The sequence below is a fragment of the Citrobacter sp. Cs237 genome (assembly GCF_030332325.1).
GTDB lineage: Bacteria > Pseudomonadota > Gammaproteobacteria > Enterobacterales > Enterobacteriaceae > Citrobacter_A > Citrobacter_A sedlakii.
In genome coordinates this window covers 93,115-114,224 of the sequence record NZ_JAOWIB010000103.1, presented here as the reverse complement: position 1 = coordinate 114,224, position 21,110 = coordinate 93,115, and the positions used below count along the sequence as shown (strand labels likewise).

Sequence of the window (21,110 nt, the reverse complement as noted above, 5' to 3'; positions counted from 1 at the left end):
ATGAATGAACAACGTTATGCGCGTATCCGTGAAATGCTCGCCAGGCGGCAGCCTGATCTGACCGTCTGCATGGAGCAGGTTCATAAACCTCATAACGTTTCTGCGATCATTCGTACCGCAGACGCTGTTGGCGTTCATGAAGTCCACGCCGTCTGGCCGGGCAGCCGCATGCGCACCATGGCCTCCGCGGCAGCGGGTAGCAACAGTTGGGTGCAGGTAAAAACGCACCGCACCATTGGCGAGGCGGTCAACCATCTGAAAGGTCAGGGCATGCAGGTTCTGGCGACCCATCTGTCTGACAAAGCGGTCGATTTTCGCGACATTGATTATACCCGTCCCACCTGCATCCTGATGGGGCAGGAAAAAACCGGTATTACCCAGGAAGCATTAGCCCTTGCGGATCAGGATATTATTATTCCGATGATCGGCATGGTGCAATCACTGAACGTCTCCGTCGCTTCCGCGCTGATTCTTTACGAAGCCCAGCGTCAACGACAGAACGCGGGCATGTACCTGCGCGAAAACAGTATGCTGCCAAAGGACGAACAGCAGCGTCTGCTGTTTGAGGGCGGCTATCCGGTGCTGGCGAAAGTCGCCAGGCGTAAAGGCTTGCCCTACCCGCGGGTGAACCAGCAGGGTGAGATCGAGGCGGATGCCTCCTGGTGGTCCACCATGCAGGCCGCAGGGTAATTCCCGTGTCGGGCCGCTTGTTAGACGCTGTCCCGCTCAGTTCCTTAACGGGCGTTGGCGCGGCGCAAAGCAGCAAACTGGCAAAAATCGGCCTGCACACCGTGCAGGATCTTCTTTTGCATCTCCCTCTGCGCTATGAAGATCGCACCCATCTTTATCCCATCGGCGAACTGTTGCCGGGCATTTATGCCACGGTCGAAGGCGAAGTGCTGAACTGCAACATCACTTTTGGCGGTCGCCGGATGATGACATGCCAGATAAGCGACGGCTCCGGCATTCTCACCCTGCGCTTTTTCAACTTCAGCGCAGCAATGAAAAACAGCCTTGCCAGCGGACGTCGGGTGCTGGCTTATGGCGAAGCGAAGCGCGGGAAATACGGTGCCGAGATGATTCATCCGGAATACCGTATCCAGGGCGATCTCAGCACCCCTGAGTTACAGGAAACCCTGACCCCTGTCTATCCGACCACTGAAGGCGTCAAGCAGGCGACGCTGCGCAAGCTGACCGACCAGGCGTTAGACCTGCTGGATACCTGCGCCATTGCCGAACTGCTGCCGCCGGAACTCGCGCAGGGCATGATGAGCCTGCCGGAAGCATTGCGTACCCTCCACCGTCCGCCGCCGACGCTACTACTGAGCGATCTGGAAACCGGTCAGCATCCGGCGCAGCGACGACTGATCCTTGAAGAATTACTGGCGCATAATCTGAGTATGCTGGCGCTTCGCGCCGGAGCGCAGCGTTTCCATGCGCAACCGCTGAGCGCCAACGACACGCTCAAAAACCAACTTTTAGCGTCGCTGCCGTTTAAACCCACGGGCGCACAGGCGCGCGTTGTCGCGGAAATCGAACGAGATATGGCGCTGGACGTTCCGATGATGCGTCTGGTGCAGGGCGATGTTGGCTCCGGTAAAACGCTGGTGGCGGCGCTTGCCGCACTGCGGGCGATTGCGCACGGCAAGCAGGTCGCGCTGATGGCGCCCACCGAACTGCTGGCAGAACAACATGCCAATAACTTCCGTAACTGGTTTGCGCCGCTTGGCGTGGAAGTGGGCTGGCTGGCCGGCAAGCAGAAAGGGAAGGCGCGTCTGGCCCAGCAGGAGGCGATCGCCAGCGGACAGGTGCAAATGGTGGTGGGAACACACGCTATTTTCCAGGAGCAGGTGCAGTTTAACGGTCTTGCCCTGGTGATTATCGACGAACAGCACCGTTTTGGCGTACATCAGCGTCTGGCGCTGTGGGAAAAAGGCGAGCAGCAAGGTTTCCATCCACACCAGCTAATCATGACCGCCACGCCGATCCCACGCACCCTCGCGATGACCGCTTATGCGGATCTCGACACGTCCGTTATCGATGAACTGCCGCCGGGACGCACGCCCGTCACCACCGTCGCCATTCCGGACACCCGGCGCAGTGACATTATCGACCGGGTGCGCAACGCCTGTACACAGGAAGGGCGTCAGGCTTACTGGGTGTGCACGCTGATTGAAGAGTCGGACCTGCTGGAAGCGCAGGCCGCAGAAGCGACGTGGGAAGAGCTGAAGCTGGCCCTACCGGAGCTGAACGTCGGCCTGGTGCATGGCCGGATGAAACCAGCGGAGAAGCAGGCTGTGATGGCGGCGTTTAAGCAAGGTGAACTGCATCTGCTGGTTGCGACGACAGTCATTGAAGTGGGTGTGGATGTCCCTAATGCCAGCCTGATGATCATCGAAAACCCGGAGCGTCTGGGGCTGGCGCAGTTGCATCAGCTTCGTGGGCGCGTTGGTCGCGGCGCGGTTGCTTCTCACTGCGTACTGCTTTACAAGTCTCCTCTATCGAAGACGGCTCAGAAACGACTGCAGGTGCTGCGCGACAGTAACGATGGCTTCGTGATTGCGCAAAAAGACTTAGAAATTCGCGGTCCCGGCGAATTGCTCGGCACACGCCAGACGGGCAATGCCGAGTTTAAAGTAGCGGATTTACTGCGCGATCAGGCCATTATTCCCGAAGTTCAGCGCATTGCGCGTCATATTCATGAAAGGTATCCGCAGCAGGCAAAAGCGCTTATCGAACGCTGGATGCCGGAAACGGAGCGCTATTCCAACGCCTGACCGTTCCCGATGTCGTGGCGGCGTTACGCCGCCCCCAGGTTTACTGCGCGAAAATCGGCAGCAGCAGATACAGTTTGATTACCAGCGCGTTGACGATATCAATGAAGAACGCGCCAACCATTGGAACCACCAGAAATGCCATATGCGACGGACCAAACCGGTCGGTAATTGCCTGCATATTGGCAATTGCCGTCGGCGTGGCGCCCAGGCCAAATCCACAGTGTCCTGCCGCCAGCACCGCCGCGTCGTAGTTTTTACCCATCATGCGCCAGGTCACGAACACAGCGTACAGCGCCATGGCGATCGTCTGCACCACCAGAATAGCCAGCATCGGCAGCGCCAGCGAAGCCAGCTCCCACAACTTCAGACTCATCAGCGCCATCGCCAGGAACAGCGACAGACTGACGTTGCCCATAACGGACACGGCACGTTCAAAGACGCGGTAAAAGCCCAGCAGCGCCAGACCATTGCTGACGATCACGCCGACAAACAGTACGCAGACAAAGGTAGGCAGTTCAAACACCGTACCCGCCAGCAACTGGGCAACAATTTTCCCCACGGTCAGACAGATGGCGATGAGGGCGATGGTTTCGATCAGCACCAGCGAGGTGATCATGCGTCCAACGTCCGGTTTTTCAAACGCTGTCGGCACTTCCTGATCGTCAGGGATACCATCCGGCGTGGTGGAATGCTTCACCAGATAACGGGCAACCGGCCCCCCGATCAGCCCGCCAAGCACCAGACCAAAGGTCGCGCAGGCCATTGCCACTTCCGTGGCGTTCGCAAAACCGTAGCGCTCAATAAACAACTTACTCCACGCCGCGCCGGTGCCGTGACCGCCGGACAGCGTAATTGACCCGGCAATCAGCCCCATTAACGGGTCCAGTCCCAGCAGGCTTGCCATTCCGATGCCGATAGCGTTTTGCATCAGCAGCAGACCAACCACCACGATCAAAAAGATACCAACGACGCGGCCCCCTTTGCGCAGGCTGGCGATGTTCGCGTTTAGACCAATGGTGGCAAAAAAGGCCAGCATTAACGGGTCACGCAAGGTCATGTCAAAGTCAACTTCCCAGCCCATGCTCTTTTTCAGCACCAGCAAAGCCAGCGCGACCAGTAAGCCACCGGCAACGGGTTCCGGAATGGTGTATTTCTTCAGAAAGGAGACTGACTGGACCAGCTTGCGCCCCAGTAGAAGCGTTAGCGTTGCGGCAACAAGTGTCGATAACGTATCGAGATGAAACATAGACTAGCTCCTGTTGTGTGCATGGTTCGTACATGCACGGTTTCCTGAAATTTCTGCTCTTCATGAGTAATCGGCATGGATTTTAAGCAGAAAGGCAGTAAAAGTTATATAAAAAGGTGAGGTTAGTTGTTTTAAATATTAGGATTAGCGAGTGGCAATCGTTTGCTTTTACCTTCTGGTCAGCTAAAATGCCCGCTTTTCCACCACGGGATTGCCTCTGATGTCTGTTAACACCCTTGAATCAGAAAGTGCGCAACCGGTTGCGCATAATCAAAACAGTGAACTGATTTATCGTCTGGAAGATCGCCCGCCGCTACCGCAAACCCTTTTCGCCGCCTGCCAGCACCTGTTGGCGATGTTTGTTGCGGTCATTACCCCGGCACTGCTTATCTGTCAGGCGCTCGGGTTACCGGCACAGGATACGCAACACATCATCAGCATGTCGCTGTTCGCCTCCGGCGTGGCCTCGATTATTCAGATTAAAGCGTGGGGGCCGGTCGGTTCGGGATTGTTATCGATTCAGGGAACCAGTTTTAACTTCGTGGCGCCGCTGATCATGGGCGGCACCGCGCTGAAGACCGGCGGCGCAGATGTCCCAACCATGATGGCCGCGCTGTTTGGTACGCTAATGCTGGCAAGCTGCACCGAAATGGTAATTTCCCGTGTGTTGCACCTCGCGCGCCGCATCATTACGCCGCTGGTTTCAGGCGTCGTGGTGATGATTATCGGCCTGTCGCTGATTCAGGTCGGTCTGACGTCTATTGGCGGTGGTTATGCCGCCATGAGCGACAATACGTTCGGCGCGCCGAAAAACCTGCTGCTGGCAGGCGTGGTGCTGCTGCTGATTATTCTGCTTAACCGTCAACGCAACCCGTACCTGCGCGTCGCCTCACTGGTTATCGCGATGGCGGCGGGTTACGCGCTGGCGTGGTTTATGGGGATGCTGCCGGAAAACACCGCGCCAGCCTCCCAGGAACTGATCATGGTGCCAACGCCGCTGTACTATGGCCTGGGTATCGACTGGAGCCTGCTGCTGCCGCTGATGCTGGTCTTTATGATCACGTCACTGGAAACTATCGGCGACATCACCGCCACATCTGACGTTTCTGAACAACCGGTCTCTGGCCCGCTGTATATGAAGCGCCTGAAGGGCGGCGTACTGGCAAACGGCCTGAACTCCTTCGTCTCTGCCGTCTTTAACACGTTCCCGAATTCCTGCTTCGGCCAGAATAACGGCGTGATTCAACTGACCGGCGTTGCCAGCCGCTACGTTGGTTTCGTAGTGGCGCTGATGCTGATCCTGCTCGGTCTGTTTCCGGCGGTAAGCGGTTTTGTACAGCATATTCCGGAGCCGGTGCTGGGTGGCGCAACGCTGGTGATGTTCGGCACCATCGCCGCTTCTGGCGTGCGCATTGTGTCCCGCGAGCCGCTGAACCGCCGCGCTATCCTGATCATCGCACTCTCACTGGCGGTCGGTCTTGGCGTGTCACAGCAGCCGCTGATCCTGCAATTTGCGCCAGACTGGGTGAAAAACCTGCTCTCTTCCGGCATCGCCGCCGGAGGGATTACCGCTATCGTTCTGAATCTGATTTTCCCGCCTGAAAAGCAGTAAGCCTTATGCGACGGTGAGTTCAATTCACCGTCGCTATAATACTCTTTCACGATTCCTGCCTTGAGGATCGCGCGTAAATCGTGCATAACTCAGCTATATGTATTCGCGGGATGGAAGACCATGAAATTTATTGGAAAGCTGATTCTCTATTTGCTCATCGCCCTTCTGGTGGTGATTCTCGGCCTCTATTTTCTGCTGCAAACCCGTTGGGGAGCAGAGCACGTCAGCGCCTGGGTATCAGAGAACAGTCAGTATCGTCTGGCCTTTGATGCGATGGATCATCGCTTTTCCTCGCCTACGCATGTTCTGCTGGAAAACGTTACCTTTGGTCGCGACGGCCAACCGGCCACGCTGGTGGCGAAAACTGTCGATATTGGCCTGAGCAGCCGCCAGCTCACCGATCCCTTTCATGTCGACACCATCTTGCTAAAAGACGGCACGCTGAACATTTCGCTCCAGACGGCGCCCTTCCCCTTCCAGGCCGATCGCCTGCAGTTACAGGGGATGGCGTTTAACAGCCCGGGCAGCGAATGGGATCTGAGCGCCCAGCGGGTAAATGGCGGCGTGATCCCGTGGTTGCCGGAAGCCGGTCACGTCCTTGGCAGAAAAGCGCAAATTCAACTGAGCGCGGGTTCACTGACCCTGAACGACGTTCCTGCCACCAACGTCCTGATTGAAGGCAGCATCGATAACGAGCAGGTGAACTTAAGCAACATTGGCGCAGACGTGGCCCGCGGCGCATTAACCGGAGTGGCAAGGCGCAATGCCGACGGCAGTTGGATGGTGGAAAATCTGCGCCTGAACGATATCCGGCTACAAAGCGATAAGTCGCTCAGCGACTTTTTTGCCCCGCTGACAACCGTTCCTTCCTTGCAGATTGGCCGTCTCGAAGTGACCGACGCCCGCCTGCAAGGACCGGACTGGGCGGTAACCGACCTTGATCTCAGTCTGCGCAATCTGACCTTCAGCAAGGACGACTGGCAAAGTCAGGAAGGTAAGCTGTCGATGAACGCCAGCGAATTCATCTTCGGTTCGCTACACCTGTTTGATCCTATCCTGAACGCGGAGTTTTCACCGCAGGGCATTGCGCTGCGCCAGTTCACCTCCCGCTGGGAAGGTGGGATGATCAGAACGTCGGGCAACTGGCTGCGCGACGGCAAAGCGCTGGTGCTGGATGACGCCGCGCTGGCTGGAGTGGAGTACACCCTGCCGGAAAACTGGAAAAAGCAGTGGATGAAACCGCTACCCGCCTGGCTGAACAGCCTGACGCTAAAAAAATTGAGCGCCAGCCGCAATTTGCTGATCGATATCGACCCGACCTTTCCCTGGCAGTTGACCGCGCTGGATGGCTACGGCGCGAACCTCGGTCTGGTACAGGATCGCAAATGGGGTGTCTGGAGCGGAAACGCAACGCTGAATGCGGCGGCCGCAACCTTCAACCGGGTAGACGTGCGCCGACCGTCACTGTCGCTGACAGCCAACGCCAGTACGGTGAATATCAGCGAACTGAGCGCATTCACAGAAAAAGGATTGCTGGAGGCAACTGCCAGCGTATCGCAGCTTCCGCAGCGCCAGACACAAATTAGCCTGACCGGACGCGGCGTACCGGTTAACGTGCTGCAGCAGTGGGGATGGCCTGCGCTGCCCCTCGCTGGCGATGGAAATATTCAGCTAACCGCCAGCGGCAGCATACAGGCGGACGTGCCACTGAAACCCACGGTCAACGGACAGTTGCATGCGGTAAACGCCGAGCAACAACAGGTGACGCAGACCATGACTGGCGGAGTCGTGTCGACGACTGCCCAGTAAACAAGCCCGATGGCGGCGTTGGCGCCATCGGGTTCTTTCTCTTACGACTCAAAGGTGGATAACAATCTCATCCCCTTCTGCTTTCACCACTACGCCCCACTCGCTACCCTCATGTGAGCCGCCCTTCACGCCGCTCAGCGTCTGCACGTTGCGCAAGCAGACGGACCAGTTCCGCGCTTTGCCTGTGCCCGTCATGGTCAGAACATTGCCCTGACGTAACGCCTTAAGCGTAAACATCACAGCACCGTCCGCCGCAGGCACTTCGCAAGCCGCTTCACGCCCATCCTCAAGGTGGAATAACTGGAACGCAGTGCCCTCATGCCATGGGTAGTCCGGCTTCTGACTGTTGTTGCCCAGCGCTAACAGTGTGTTGTCGCGTACATAAACCGGCAGGCTGAGAAAATCGTGCTGCTGTTTATGCCAGCGGTTCCCCTGAATTTCGTCGTTACGCCACAGATGCGTCCAGCGGCCTTCCGGCAGATAAAACTGAACATCCCCCGCCTCGCTGAACACGGGCGCCACCAGCACCGAATCGCCGAGCATGTACTGGCGATCGAGATAATCACACGCCGGATCGTCCGGGAATTCCAGCATCATTGCGCGCATCATCGGCGTCCCGCGTTCGTTCGCCCGCGCTGCCTCACGATACAGATACGGCATCAGGCGGCATTTCTGTTCGGTAAAGAAACGGACTACATCGCAGGACTCATCGTCATAGGCCCACGGCACCCGGTAAGATTTACTGCCATGCAGGCGACTGTGGCTCGAAAGCAGCCCAAACGCGCACCAGCGTTTGTAAACGTGCGCCGGGGCGGTGTTTTCGAAGCCGCCAATGTCGTGGCTCCAGAAACCAAAGCCGGACAGACCGATGGACAAGCCGCCACGCAGGCTCTCCGCCATCGATTCGTAGTTGGCGTAGCAGTCTCCGCCCCAGTGCACCGGAAACTGTTGCGCACCGACGGAGGCTGAACGGGCAAACAGCACCGCCTCTTCTTCGCCCACGGTCTCTTTCAGCACGTTCCACACCAGTTTGTTGTAGAGATAGGCGTAATGGTTGTGCATTTTCTGCGGATCGGCGCCGTCAAACCACTGAACATCTGTCGGAATGCGCTCGCCGAAGTCAGTTTTGAAACAGTCAACGCCGATATCCACCAGCCCCTTCAATTTGTCGGCATACCACTGGCATGTTTCCGGGTTGGTGAAGTCATAAATCGCCAGCCCGGGCTGCCATTTATCCCACTGCCACAAGGAACCATCCGGGCGCTTCAACAAATAGCCTTTCTCTTTCAACTCGTTAAATATTGGCGATTTTTGCCCGATGTACGGGTTGATCCAGACGCAGACTTTTAGCCCTTTCTCTTTCAGGCGACGAATCATTCCTTCCGGGTCCGGGAACGTTACCGGATCCCATTCGAAATCGCACCACTGAAAGGCTTTCATCCAGAAGCAGTCAAAATGGAAGACGTGCAGCGGCAGGTTGCGCGCCGCCATGCCGTCAATAAAGCTGTTTACCGTGGCTTCATCGTAGTTGGTGGTGAACGAGGTGGTCAGCCACAGCCCGAAGGACCACGCTGGCGGCAGCGCCGGACGCCCGGTAAACCGGGTATAGCGGTCCAGCACCGCTTTCGGAGTCGGCCCGTCGATGACGAAGTATTCCAGATACTCGCTTTCCACGCTGAACTGCACTTTCGACACTTTCTCTGAGCCGATTTCAAACGACACGTTCTGCGGATGGTTTACCAGCACGCCATAACCGCGATTCGTCAGGTAAAAAGGAATGTTTTTATAGGACTGCTCGGTACTGGTGCCGCCGTCACGGTTCCAGGTATCAACCGTCTGGCCGTTGCGCACCAACGCAGTAAAGCGCTCGCCCAGCCCGTATACCGTCTCGCCCACGCCGAGATCGAGACGCTCGAACATGTAGTTACGCTGGGTATGGGTATCCTGCACGTAGCCGTTATTTTTCAGCTGGCTGCCCGTAATGCGCACGCCGTTGCGCAAGAAATCCAGCGACCAGAATTCGCCTTTGGTTACGCGAACGCTCAGATCGCCGCTTTTCAGCTCGGCGTATTCATCGTTATTTTCAATCTCAACCTTCACGTCATCCAGCACGTTCAGGGGGTAATGCGGGCCGTTGTCCAGCGCGCCCTGAAAATGCACCATGCGCACTCCCACAATGCCTTGCTGCGGCGAGAAAAAGCGCAGGGTAAACAGGGGGGTATCCAGTTGCCATGTACGTTCGCGAACGTCACGCGGCGCGACATAGACCACCAGTTCATTGCCATGCTGTTCGACGTCAAAGACCTGGATGGGATGAATCAGGTTAAGACCAGGCTGGATCAGCCAGTTACCGTCGCTAATTTTCATGCTCAGTTCCTTAAGTTCTGAAATTCTTTATGCGTAAATTCGTGCTGATTGCGGCGCGCGCCCTGTGCCAACTGGTCGAGGATTGTTCTCAGATACGGCGTTTTCAGGGTGTAATAGCGTTTGGCAATCACGGCGCTCAGCAGGTAGCAGATAGCCGGGACGAGAGTGAACAGGGCAATGATGATGCTGATTGTCGCGCCGTTTTGGGCTTTCGCTGCGGCATCGTAGCCCCCGCCCGCCAGCATCCAGCCAATGAGTGCTCCGCCCAGTGCAAGGCCGAGTTTCAGCACGAACAGCGTGCCCGCGAAGCTAATACCGGTAAGGCGTTTACCGTTGCGCCATTCGCCATAATCGACGGTATCCGACATCATCACCCACTGGATTGGCGTCACCAGCTGGTGCAGTACGCCAATCACGAAGATAAAACCAAACATAGTGATGCTGGCGTGCATCGGCACGAAGAACATCGCCAGACTAAGCATCGCCAGCGCGGCATTGGTCCACCAGAATACGCTGACTTTGCATTTCCAGTCGGTGAGCGGTTTCGCCAGCGCAGAACCAATGAGGTTGCCGACGCAGTAGGTGGTGAGGAAGGCGACAAACACCCCCGGCGTCCCCATAATCCAGGTGACGTAATACATCATGGCGCCGCCGCGGACGCAGACGGCGAGAATGTTAAGAATGGTAAGCAGGCCGACAATCCGCCACTGGTCGTTTTGCCAGATATCGCGCAGATCCTCACGCATTGAAGTGCTGTTAGGCGGCGCTTCCACGCGCTCTTTGGTGGTGAAAAAGCAGAACGCCAGCATCAGGAACGCCACGACGGACAGCACCGCGATCCCGCCCTGAAAACCGAGCGCTTTATCGCCACCGCCGATAAAGTCCACCAGCGGCATCATTAACACGGTGGAGAGCATGCCGCCTGCCGTCGCCAACACAAAACGCCAGGATTGCAAAGAAATACGCTGCGCCGGGTCGTTAGTTATCACACCGCCCAGCGCGCAGTAGGGGATATTTACCACGGTATAAAGCAGGGTCAGCAGGGTATAAGTCACCGCGGCATAGATCATTTTGCCATTGAGGCTGAGCTCCGGCGTACTGTATGCCAGTACGCACACCAAACCAAACGGCAGCGCGCCAAACAGCACCCATGGGCGAAATTTCCCCCAGCGAGAACGCGTGCGGTCAGCTAATAGCCCCATACATGGGTCTGAAATAGCATCTAGCGCCCGCGCCAGTAAAAACATCGTACCGACGAACCCTGCGGGGATACCAAAAATATCGGTATAAAAAAACATCATGTACAACATAACGTTATCGAAAATAATATGGCTGGCGGCATCACCCATCCCATAGCCAATCTTCTCTTTAACGGACAACACAGGATTCTTCATTTTGCATCCCCTGACGCGCTGATACCGGTTACAGTTTTTGTAAACCATCCTCCTGGGGGCGGGTATTCCGATATTTTGTTATCAAATTACGATTCTTCTTTTCTGTGATCGCGGTTGCGCCAGAAGATGTGAAAAATTGTAACTAACGGAATTTAAGAGGTTTTATATGAAACCGATCATGGTAAGGCGAAAGGTAAATTAAAAAATGACGCAGGGGGATGTGGAAACCTTGCGAAAGTGGCTATAATGCGCCCGCCTCCATGTAGCAATGCAGGCGCGGAAGATCGTCGTCTCCGGTGAGGCGGCTGGACTTCAAATCCAGTTGGGGCCGCCAGCGGTCCCGGGCAGGTTCGACTCCTGTGATCTTCCGCCAAAATATCCGTCGTTATTGCTTATTAATTCTCGTGCATTAAATCATTATGCTGCCCCGTCCCCATTGTCCGTGCTACGGAAAAGAGTTTATTCATTAGAATGAAAATGGCGAATTCCGGATATAAAAAAGCCGGGAATCTCCCGACTTTTTGTTACGTTGTATAGAGGCTTAATCAAATACCCCGTTAATAATCGCCGTGACCACGGCAGTACTGAGCGCAATCAGCACCAGGTCGTCGCCAACGATTCGCCATTCATACCCCGGATAGTAAGGCAGTTCGCCAAGCATTGAGGCCGGTACGGCTTTTTTGGCGATGCCTGGAGGAAGCGGTTTACCGCGCGCCAGGTTCTTCGCGATCCCCGGCGGTAAGGCGTCGTAACCCGTCAGACCGTAGTTCACGGCCAGATGACGCGCTGTTGCAAAACTGATGTCGGAGTCAACATGATCGGGCTTACCGTAATTTTTACGTTTGTCGGATGAGACGTTCTTTTTATCGCCGGAATTTCCTTTGTGGTCTTTATTCCCCTGATTTCCCTGGTTGCCTTTATTTCCATGATTACCACTGCTATTACCATGGCCGCCGCCATTACCATTCCCATTTCCCGGGTTTGCCATAACAGGGGCAGCAAGCAGGGAGAGAGAAACCAGAGTGGCCAGCACAGCCGTTAAACCACGACGCTTACCCATAATGTGTTCCTTCCAGGTGTTGATACATCATCACAATAGAACGCGGCGAAAAAAGGTGCAATCTCCCTCATTCCTGGTTTTTTATTGTTACGTCGAGAGGAAATCCCCCTGTTCTGTGGATGATAAACCGCCTGCCTAATCTGCTATCATGACGGTAAAACCACGCCAAAAATCAATACTGAGGAAAATATGGGTTCCACCAGAAAAGGGATGTTCAACGTCCTGGTTGCCGCCGTATTGTGGGGAAGTTCCGGCGTCTGCGCGCAGTACATTATGGAGCAGAGCCAGATGTCTTCGCCGTTTCTGACCATGACGCGTTTGATCTTCGCCGGGATGATTTTGCTGATGCTGTCATTCGTTCATGGCGACAAAATCTTTTCGGCCTTCAAAAATCGTCAGGATGCCCTGAGTCTGCTGCTGTTTTCCATTCTAGGCGCGCTTACTGTACAGCTTACCTTCCTGCTGACCATTGAAAAATCAAACGCCGCGACCGCCACAGTATTGCAGTTTCTGTCCCCCACCATCATCGTCGCGTGGTTTGCGCTGGTGCGTAAGGCTCGTCCCGGCGTACTGGTATTAACCGCGATCCTGACGTCTCTGGTGGGCACCTTTTTGTTAGTGACCCACGGTAATCCAACGTCACTGTCGATTTCTCCCGCCGCGCTGTTCTGGGGAATTGCCTCAGCGTTTGCTGCGGCGTTTTACACTACCTACCCTTCCACGCTGATTGCCCGTTACGGCACATTACCGATCGTTGGCTGGAGTATGTTAATTGGAGGTCTGTGTCTGCTGCCGTTTTATGCCGGAGAAGGGACCAATTTTGTGGTGAATGGCAGCCTGATTCTGGCGTTTTTCTATCTGGTGGTGGTGGGTACGTCATTAACCTTTAGCCTGTACCTGAAAGGCGCGCAGATGATAGGCGGGCCGAAAGCGAGCATTTTAAGCTGCGCGGAACCACTGAGCAGCGCGCTACTGTCGCTACTGCTGTTAGGCATTACGTTTACCTTGCCGGACTGGCTTGGCACGCTACTGATCCTCTCGTCAGTCGTTTTGATTTCAATGGACTCCCGCCGCCGCGCCAGGGCGGCGTAATACCTCCGGCGCGGCGTTGGTCTTTGTTACCAGCCCGGCACCGCGCCCCCGTTAAAGATTTTTTCTGCCGCCTTTGCCACTTCCGGCGACTGATAAGACTGCAAAAATACCTTCACGTTTTCCGCGTCTTTGTTATCTTCCCGCGCCACCAGGATATTCACGTAAGGCGAATTTTTATCTTCGATAAAAACGCTGTCATGCATCGGTGAAAGCCCGGTTTGCTGGATATATGTGGTGCTGATGATCGCCACATCGACTTTCGGGTCGTCGAGCACGCGCGGTAACTGCGCGCCTTCCAGTTCCATAATCTGCAAATGACGCGGATTATCGGTATCAATAAGAAGAAAAAGGCATAAAGCGGAATTCAATGTTAAAGCAAATGGCGCTGCGCGACTCGCACGCAACACCCTCCGGTTCAGACCAATGCTTTGACAATTTCCATTAACCTGACGATATCTTCAGGACGTGTATTGCCGGTTTGCGGGTCGATAATTGAACTGTACACATGCGGCATCACGCGAGGCATGCCCGCTTCCATGCAGGTTTGCAGAATCACGCCGAAATTAGCCAGATCGATACCGCCAGTCGGTTCGATCAGCGTCATGCCGTTACGCGCCGCGGTGGTCGCCAGCACATATAGCTCCGGCAGCGACGTCTCGCCGCCCATTGGGAAAAACTTCGCCGCGTGCGCGCCCATATCCTGCATCATTCGCACGGCGGCATCGCAGGAAACACGCGCCGGTGTTCCCTGGCTGCTGCTGACGCCAGTGGAGATCAGCACTTCGCCAGGCGTCCCCGTCGGGCTGACCAGCGCATTGATATGCGTCAGCTCACCTCCCGTCGCCGCCAGCGCCCCCGCCGCAAAACCGCTGCCGGTAAAGGTCTGATTGACGTGCGCCGGGCGCACCTGGGCGGCAATCATCGCCGCCTTGTAATACTGCGCCGGATCGCCCGCCCCCAACCCAACCGAGATGGACGGTACTTCTTCCATCCAGCGTTTCACCTCCTGTACGCCTTCGTCTACCGACGAAAACTGCGCGGAGAGAATGCCAATCACCGCATGTCCCTCTGCGGCGTCGTAGATTTCCCGGGCATTGGCGATGTCTTTCGCCAGCACGTTAATCGCCACACGCTGACGATAAAAATTAATCTGCTGCATGTTCTGCAATCTCCTTAAGCCGCGCGACAATCAGCGCCATCTCCCCCTCGGCGACCGTACGTGGGTCGAGGCTAAAAACGCCCTGATGGAGGTTGTAGCGGCGGGCATAAATAGCAATCTCTCCGCCGCGCAGTTGCGCCTCAACTTCACGGGCGCTCAACCCCAGTTCCCCGGCATTGACCCTGACGCGAATGCGCCAGATCGCACGTCCAGCCTCGTCCTGTTCGATATCGGCATGAAATCCGCGGATCGCTGAAATCGCCTCTGCCACCGGTTGCAGCTGTTCTGCGCTAACCACGGCTTGCCCCTGGTGATAATGCGCCAGAGCGGTTACCAGGCCGACCATGTTCTCCTTGCCAATCTTCATCGCCCGCGCGATCCCGTGATGCTGCGCCTTACAGGCGCTAATCCACCGCTGTTTGCCGGTAATAAACCCTGACGTTGGCGCATTGAACGCTTTCGCGCCGCTGTAGATCACCATATCTGCGCCACTCGCCACCCAGGAGTGGAGATCTTCTTCGGCCGCGGCATCCACAATCAGCGGCAGGTTATGAATGCTTGCCACCTGCACGAAATCTTCTATCTCCAGCATGCCCTTCTGTACGCAATGGTGAGACTTCACGTACAGCAGCGCCGCTGTGGCGTCGGTAATCGCGCTCTCCAACTGCCAGCGGGCGGCGAGATTACTCGCTCCCACTTCCACCACGCGTCCGCCGCCCAGACGGATCGCAGTACCGATTGGCGCGCCATAATCAACGTTGTGCCCGCGCAACATCACCACTTCATTCGCCATTCCCGTACTGTCTGGCATCAACGCCACGCGATGCGGGTCGCCGCGCGTAATGGCTGCAGCGACGGCAATCGCAATCCCTGCCGACGCGCAGGAAGTGATGTAACTGTCTTCCGCGCCGGTATAGCGCGAAACCCGCTCGCCGGTACTGTCCACCAGCCGGTCAATCTCTACAAAAGATGAGGCCGCCCGCGCCGTGGCCTGCATCACCTCCGGCGCGACGCTGGAGACGCCAAGAATGGTCATCTTGCCGCAGGCGTTAATCACCTGCTTAAGCCCGAGCTGTTGATAGATATTTTGCGTCATGGCTTACAACACTCCCAGAAGCGAACACACCACGCTAAGCGCGACAATGGACAGCAAAATGGTGGTGTAACGCGGCCCTTTTTTCACCAGGAAGATATAGATGGCAAATACCGCCGCCAGCGGCAGCAGGCCCGGCGCAATGGAGTCAAGGATCTGCTGAACCACCACTTCAGACCCTTTCAGCGCACTGATCTTCAACGGCGTGGTAATTTTGACGTAGCTCGCCGACAGCGCCCCCATCATGATCAGCCCCAGCACGTTGGCGCCGTAGATCAGTTCCTTGATTCGCCCCCCTTGTAACAGCCCTACGATGGAGTCGCGACCGAGCGTGTAACCCTTGTGGATCAGTCCATAGCTTATCGCCAGGGTGATCGCCGGATAGAGGATTAGCGGCGCAATACCGCCGAATGCGCTGCCATTTGCCGCGAATGGGATAAAAATCGCAATCAACAGCGGCATCACCGCCGCCCAGACGATAGAGTCCCCCATCCCGGCCAGCGGCCCCATCAGACCGGTTTTGATGCCGGTAATTGATGCGTCGCTGATCGGTTCGCCGCGCGTTTTCTGTTCCTCCATGGCGATAGAGATCCCCTGGATAACCGCGCCAAACGTCTGCTCCGAGTTAAAAAAGTTCAGGTGACGCTTGAGCGCTTCCACCTGCTCCTCTTTTTGCGGGTAGAGTTTTTTGATGATCGGCGTCATTGAGGCGCAGAAAATCAGGCTTTGTAAACGTTCATACGAGTTAGACACTTCCGCGCCCAGCCAGTAGATAAACCACGCTTTGGTGATATCCGCTTTGGTCAGCGCCCCGCTTTCCCGCGCACGCTCAACCAGTTCATGTTGCATTACGTCGCTGCTCATCATGCTGCTCCTTCATTTTTCGCCAGGCCTTTAATCAGGAAGGCCACACAGGTGCCGAAGATGGCCATTGCCATGATGTCGACCTTGAGATACAGCACCGCGAAGAATCCTCCGATAAACCACGGCAGCAGGCTCTTTTTACCGATCACCATAATGGTGATGGCGAAGCCCAGCGCCGGCAGGATCCCGCCCATGATTTCAAAGGAGTGGGTCAACCAGTGCGGCATCAGCTTGAGGAAACTTTCCACCACGTTCTGGCCAAAGTAGTTGGCGGCGAATACCACCGGAAAACGCAGTACCAGCCCGAGTAACGCCGGGTAGAGGAAGGCGCAGCGCATTATGCCGGCCATGTTCGCCGTTTCCGCGTGTTTGTCAGCCATATGTACCCAGGCGGCATTCAGCGTACGGCGCAACTGGTCGAGGAACACGCCGATAACGCCAAACGGTATCGCCAGCGCGATGGCCAGGTTCGGGTCCATCCCGGCCTTAACCGCAATCGGAATGGAAATACAGGCCGCCAGCGCCGGATCGGACGGCACATTGCCGCCAGGGGTAGAGGTCACGCCGAGATAAACCAACTGCATACCGGCGCCAATGATCATCGCCGTCTGCATATTGCCGAGCAGCAGACCGACAAAGACCGCGATGACCACAGGCTGTAACAGCATGGCCGAGAAAGTGTAGCCAAGGCGTAAACGGGCAAACCAGTAATACAACCCCATCAGGCTTGCAAAAAGTAAGGTATCCATAGTGTTATCCCATTATCAGAGGGTTAGAATTTTTTCAGGATATCGTCCAGAGACTGTGGCTTATCTTCCGGGATAGTCTGGAAGTACACCTGAATACCGCGATTTTTCAGGTCGTTAAGAATGCCAACGTCTTTTTCATCCAGTGTGATGTTCTGAAAAACCGCCTTACGGTTGGGCCCACCGCCTAAACCGCCCACCTGAAGGGTGCTGACGTCAAAGCCCAGTTGAACGGCGTCCTGCACGGCGGCAAGGGACGGAAACAGCACCAGTACGCTGCCGTCGCCAAGCTGATTCTCCTTCCACGCGGCGGCAAAGCTCTGGTTGCCGTAGCAGTCCACTTTGATGTTCGGCGGCGCGGCCATCAGGTAGATATTTTTCATAAACGGATCGGCGTCCAGTTCGTCGCTGACGACGACGATACGGTTAGCCTGCGATTGTCCGACCCACTTGGTGACGACCTGCCCGTGAATCAGACGACTGTCGATACGACATAACACGACCTTTGCCATCGTTTTATCCCTCTTTTGCGTGTTGTAATTGACGAACGTGAGCGACAACGTCCAGGCAACTGCTGCGCCCGGCTTCAACCAGATCGGTCACGCAGGCGGTGAGCGCGCCATGTTCACGTCGGTCCAGCGCCTCCAGCAGCAGCGATGCGTTTAAGCCGGAAATCACCGCCACCGGATAGTCAGCGCTCAACCGCGCCGCCACGTTGGACGTCGTGCCGCCAATAAAGTCGGTCAGGATGAGCGAGCCTTCCGGCAGGGTTTGGACAACGGCTTCGACGCGCTGATAAAACTCACCCAGCGTATCGACAGGCATCAGCGCAATTTCCGTTACGCCGTTAATTTCGCCCATCACCATGCGCAGGCTGTTGCAAAGCTGTTGTCCCCAGCCGCCATGGGTCAGCAGCAAGATGTGGGGCAACGGTTGAGTGGTAGTCAAAATGGCCTCCTGGCTTCATTACGTTTACGTCAGTAATAAGAGCAAGAGCTGTGCCAGAGTTTGTGTCACGCAGGCAAGACAGGTGAACTGGCGAAGCGGCGGGCCGCGCCAGTTAAGGGATCAGCTATAGAGAAGTTCGTAAATATAAAAATATTCCGCGTCCGACAACCGAATCGCATAGGCTTCTTCGATGGGCAAAAAAGCGGATTTGATGACACTAAACGCGCGGACATCGAGTTCCGGCTTGTTTTCCAGCGCCATCTGTAACGGTTTGCGGTTAATCACGATACGCTCAACCATGCAGCAGCAGTGGATCAGAAAGCGTAGTGTCACCTGGCGGCTTGGCTTCAGCGAAAGCGCGCTGGTTAGATGGTTGAGCACGCCTTCCATCTCTTTCAAAATGCGCTGCGGGTTAAGCACTGAAATATGATTAATAATGCTTTCCATCGTCAGGGCGCTGATAAAACGCATCGCACTGCGCTCCATTTCCAGGCGGCGTTCCGCACTGGATAGATCTGGCGTCAGCAGGCTCAGTACCAGTTCCGGACCCTGTTCAGAAAACAGTTCTTCCAGCGAGATAAACGGAATATCCGGCAGCCCCGGCTGGAAGGTACCGACAATCCCCGCCAGGCGTTCGCTGGCATTTAGCGCCTGCTGGACGCGCTCAAGGCTGCGCACTTCGTTGTAATCCAGGATGACCATTCGCGTATCCTGCGACATCAGTTCGCCAAAACTCTCCTCCAGCACCTTTTTAATTTTTTCTGCCGTGCCCATGCCGGTAATGCAGGAGATAACCAAGACTTTCCCGCTGTTTTCCTGCTGAGGCGTACAGAGCTGGCAGGGTATGCTTTTGCTCTGTATTAACGCCGCCAACTGCGGCAAGTCGCTGGTTTCATAACTTAAATCCAGCCCCACTTCCAACAGACTGGTAAGGGTAATATTGGGTACCAACAATACGTCGATCTGAAATAACTTACTGATGGTGCTGCCAAAATGGACCAGTGAACCAATATCCACCATCAGGATCAGCCGTTGCCAGCGATGCGCCTGAATCATCTGGATAAGGGTTTCCAGCGTGTCATGTACCGACTGTTCAAACGGCATATCGATAGCGCAGAACAATTCCCGCTCCAGCACGCGATTCACATACTGCGCCTGGCTGGTCGCCGTTGTCGCGCCGTGGGCGACCAGAATCACCCCGCACTCCGGACTGGCGTCTATGCGCTGACGGTAGTGACGACACTCTTTCAGAAACAGGCACAGCCAGACCACTTCCGTCGCCGGGCACTGAATATGCAACAATTCGTTGATTTTTCGGCATAACAGCGTGGCGTTGTCATATTCATCTTTACAGCGATCGAGGATCAGGCTGGAGGAGTAAAGCTGCGGAATCAGGCCCCGTTGCACATAGCCAATCAGCGCCAGAAAGTGTTTTCGCAGAGGATTTATCAGATTTTGCGGCAGGGAAAAGCCCAGTACCTGCTCCACGCAAGCAATCAGCAGCGTGACGCGTTCTTCAATCTGGCTACCATAGCGCGGGGGGTGCGCAATACTGTCGCGGCTGTAAAGGCCGTACTCAAAAATAGAACTGAGTTTATTTTTCAGTATCGCCAGCGTTTCCGCTGGCGGCACGTTACTGTTGCGCAAATTGACGTATTCGCGAGTCAAAAAGCTGTAAAACAGATCGCTCTCTTCAATCTCCGCCCCCGTAGCAAGCGAAGTTTTCAGCGCTGGCAGCGTGCGGGCATCAATGCTCAGGCGCTCCTGACCGTTGAACAACGCATCGACCAGCAAACGTTGCTCCACCGAAGCCTGAAACGGCATCTCCACCAGCCGTTTGTCGAGCTGTAGCGTCTCGTTGTGTTCCGTCATGCCTGCCGCCCACGCCTGCGCGCAGAGAAACTGAATATCGCTTTTAAGCTGGCCGATATTTCCTTCCAGCGGCTTGTTCAGCAGCCACAGCAGCAGCGATTTATCGATGCTCACCGTACGCTCGATTTTACGGCTTTCGCGCTGCAAGAACCCGACAATCAGCTCCACCTGTTCCTCAACAGAACGTTGGCGAATACCGGGCAGGTCGATTGTCACCTGGATACGTCGCTGGAAAGTCCGCAGCAGTGAAGAGTTGACCGCTTCCGTGGTGGCGCAAATCAGCCGTACCGAAATCGGCCTTGCCGCGGCGCTGGAACCTAACGGGCGATATTCGCCTTTATCGAGAAGGGAAAATAATTTTTCCTGCCCTTCGTAGGGCAGACGATGGACCTCGTCGAGCAGCAAATAGCCGCCGTCAGCCTGTTCGACCAGGCCGGGCTTGTTTTCGTTCGCACCGGTAAACGCTCCCTGCCGATGACCAAAAAGATGCGACGAAAGCAGCTCCGGGTTATGGGCATACTCCGCACAGTTAAAATAGACCAGGGGCGGCGGGGAACCTGCGGTATGTTCACAGGCAAAGCGATGCATCAGCTCGGCAAAGAACGTCTTACCGACGCCAGAAGGACCGGTCAGCAGTACGTGCAGACCATGGGGATAAAGCACTGCGGCGCGACCCTTTTCCACCGCATCGCGCAGGCTGCGATCGTAGCCAATCAGGCCGGTAAACGGATCGTCGACGGATGCCATTTCCTGCTGCGGCAGCAGTTCGGCAACCGAGCGTACTTCACGCTCGGCATCCGTCAGCTTACGACCTAAAAGCGTTTCCAGCGCCTGGCAATGCAGGAAAAATACCGGTCTTCCCCGACTTTTGATGACCAGGCCATCGTTCCACAATTGATTGAGATCTTTACTGACCGAATTGCGCGCCAGCCCGAGGTTAAAGCCGATCGCTTCTGCGGTAAACGCCGTTTCCTGCGCCAAATCCGCCGTTTCCAGCCCACGCGTCAACCTTTCAAGCTCACCCAGAACGATCTCAATCCTTCTCATCTCTCTACCGCTTAAGCATTAACT

At 55.9% G+C, this 21,110-nt stretch carries 16 protein-coding genes, 1 tRNA gene and 1 pseudogene; 6 read left to right on the top strand and 12 right to left on the bottom strand.

The features are described 5' to 3' along the window. Together trmH and recG are read left to right on the top strand one after the other, a co-directional pair. On the top strand, positions 1-690 hold the full coding sequence (trmH, locus tag OGY07_RS11055; RefSeq protein ID WP_286600554.1) for a tRNA (guanosine(18)-2'-O)-methyltransferase TrmH: 690 nt from the start codon (positions 1-3) through the stop codon (positions 688-690). A gap of 5 nt (positions 691-695) precedes the next feature. Then, positions 696-2,777 (top strand): ATP-dependent DNA helicase RecG, encoded by a 2,082-nt coding sequence (gene recG / locus OGY07_RS11050; protein ID WP_060570288.1) that lies wholly within the window; start codon positions 696-698, stop codon positions 2,775-2,777. Positions 2,778-2,817: 40 nt separating this feature from the next. Here recG and gltS read toward each other — a convergent pair whose 3' ends face one another. Beyond that, positions 2,818-4,023, bottom strand: a complete 1,206-nt coding sequence (gene gltS / locus OGY07_RS11045; protein WP_060570289.1) for a sodium/glutamate symporter — start codon at positions 4,021-4,023, stop codon at positions 2,818-2,820. A gap of 220 nt (positions 4,024-4,243) precedes the next feature. Between gltS and xanP the strand changes: the two genes are divergently transcribed. Beyond that, a complete protein-coding gene (gene xanP / locus OGY07_RS11040) occupies positions 4,244-5,635 on the top strand; it encodes a xanthine/proton symporter XanP (protein WP_199957426.1) in 1,392 nt (463 codons plus the stop codon). Between the two features lie 120 nt (positions 5,636-5,755). Continuing rightward, positions 5,756-7,444: an AsmA family protein gene (locus OGY07_RS11035; protein WP_286600548.1), complete on the top strand. Its 1,689-nt coding sequence runs from the start codon at positions 5,756-5,758 to the stop codon at positions 7,442-7,444. A 48-nt stretch (positions 7,445-7,492) separates the two neighbouring features. On the opposite strand, the gene yicI is transcribed toward OGY07_RS11035, so the two are convergent. After that, the gene (gene yicI / locus OGY07_RS11030; protein ID WP_286600546.1) at positions 7,493-9,811 is read right to left on the bottom strand and encodes an alpha-xylosidase; all 2,319 of its coding nucleotides are present in this window, start codon (positions 9,809-9,811) and stop codon (positions 7,493-7,495) included. Positions 9,812-9,813: 2 nt separating this feature from the next. Continuing rightward, positions 9,814-11,205: a glycoside-pentoside-hexuronide family transporter gene (locus OGY07_RS11025; protein ID WP_286600543.1), complete on the bottom strand. Its 1,392-nt coding sequence runs from the start codon at positions 11,203-11,205 to the stop codon at positions 9,814-9,816. Positions 11,206-11,483: 278 nt separating this feature from the next. On the opposite strand from OGY07_RS11025, the gene OGY07_RS11020 reads away from it, so the two are divergent. Then, positions 11,484-11,578 (top strand) — tRNA-Sec (locus tag OGY07_RS11020). Between the two features lie 168 nt (positions 11,579-11,746). Here OGY07_RS11020 and OGY07_RS11015 read toward each other — a convergent pair. Further along, complete coding sequence (locus OGY07_RS11015) at positions 11,747-12,265, bottom strand: anti-virulence regulator CigR family protein (protein ID WP_286600541.1); 519 nt, start codon at positions 12,263-12,265, stop codon at positions 11,747-11,749. A 189-nt stretch (positions 12,266-12,454) separates the two neighbouring features. On the opposite strand from OGY07_RS11015, the gene OGY07_RS11010 reads away from it, so the two are divergent. Then, on the top strand, positions 12,455-13,357 hold the full coding sequence (locus tag OGY07_RS11010) for a carboxylate/amino acid/amine transporter (RefSeq protein WP_042287101.1): 903 nt from the start codon (positions 12,455-12,457) through the stop codon (positions 13,355-13,357). A gap of 26 nt (positions 13,358-13,383) precedes the next feature. Here the strand turns inward: OGY07_RS11010 and OGY07_RS11005 are convergent. The 8 genes and pseudogenes from OGY07_RS11005 to dagR all read right to left on the bottom strand — a co-directional run. Then, positions 13,384-13,698, bottom strand: a pseudogene (locus OGY07_RS11005) (MetQ/NlpA family ABC transporter substrate-binding protein); the annotation flags it as partial. 74 nt (positions 13,699-13,772) lie between these two features. After that, complete coding sequence (gene dagF, locus OGY07_RS11000) at positions 13,773-14,516, bottom strand: 2-dehydro-3-deoxy-phosphogluconate aldolase (protein ID WP_269677714.1); 744 nt, start codon at positions 14,514-14,516, stop codon at positions 13,773-13,775. After that, the gene (dgaE, locus tag OGY07_RS10995) at positions 14,503-15,612 is read right to left on the bottom strand and encodes a D-glucosaminate-6-phosphate ammonia lyase (RefSeq protein ID WP_286600538.1); all 1,110 of its coding nucleotides are present in this window, start codon (positions 15,610-15,612) and stop codon (positions 14,503-14,505) included. The genes dagF and dgaE overlap by 14 nt, the downstream gene beginning before the upstream one ends. 3 nt (positions 15,613-15,615) lie before the next feature. Beyond that, complete coding sequence (locus OGY07_RS10990; protein ID WP_167333852.1) at positions 15,616-16,476, bottom strand: PTS system mannose/fructose/sorbose family transporter subunit IID; 861 nt, start codon at positions 16,474-16,476, stop codon at positions 15,616-15,618. Then, complete coding sequence (locus OGY07_RS10985; RefSeq protein ID WP_042287117.1) at positions 16,473-17,222, bottom strand: PTS mannose/fructose/sorbose/N-acetylgalactosamine transporter subunit IIC; 750 nt, start codon at positions 17,220-17,222, stop codon at positions 16,473-16,475. Before OGY07_RS10985 ends, OGY07_RS10990 begins: the two co-directional genes overlap by 4 nt. A gap of 23 nt (positions 17,223-17,245) precedes the next feature. Further along, positions 17,246-17,731 carry a PTS sugar transporter subunit IIB gene (locus tag OGY07_RS10980; protein WP_042287119.1) on the bottom strand — a complete coding sequence of 162 codons (486 nt, stop codon included), beginning with the start codon at positions 17,729-17,731 and terminating at the stop codon, positions 17,246-17,248. 4 nt (positions 17,732-17,735) lie between these two features. Then, complete coding sequence (locus tag OGY07_RS10975; RefSeq protein WP_042287124.1) at positions 17,736-18,167, bottom strand: PTS sugar transporter subunit IIA; 432 nt, start codon at positions 18,165-18,167, stop codon at positions 17,736-17,738. 120 nt (positions 18,168-18,287) lie between these two features. Further along, complete coding sequence (dagR, locus tag OGY07_RS10970) at positions 18,288-21,086, bottom strand: transcriptional regulator DagR (RefSeq protein WP_205612636.1); 2,799 nt, start codon at positions 21,084-21,086, stop codon at positions 18,288-18,290. Between the last annotated feature and the right edge of the window lie 24 nt (positions 21,087-21,110).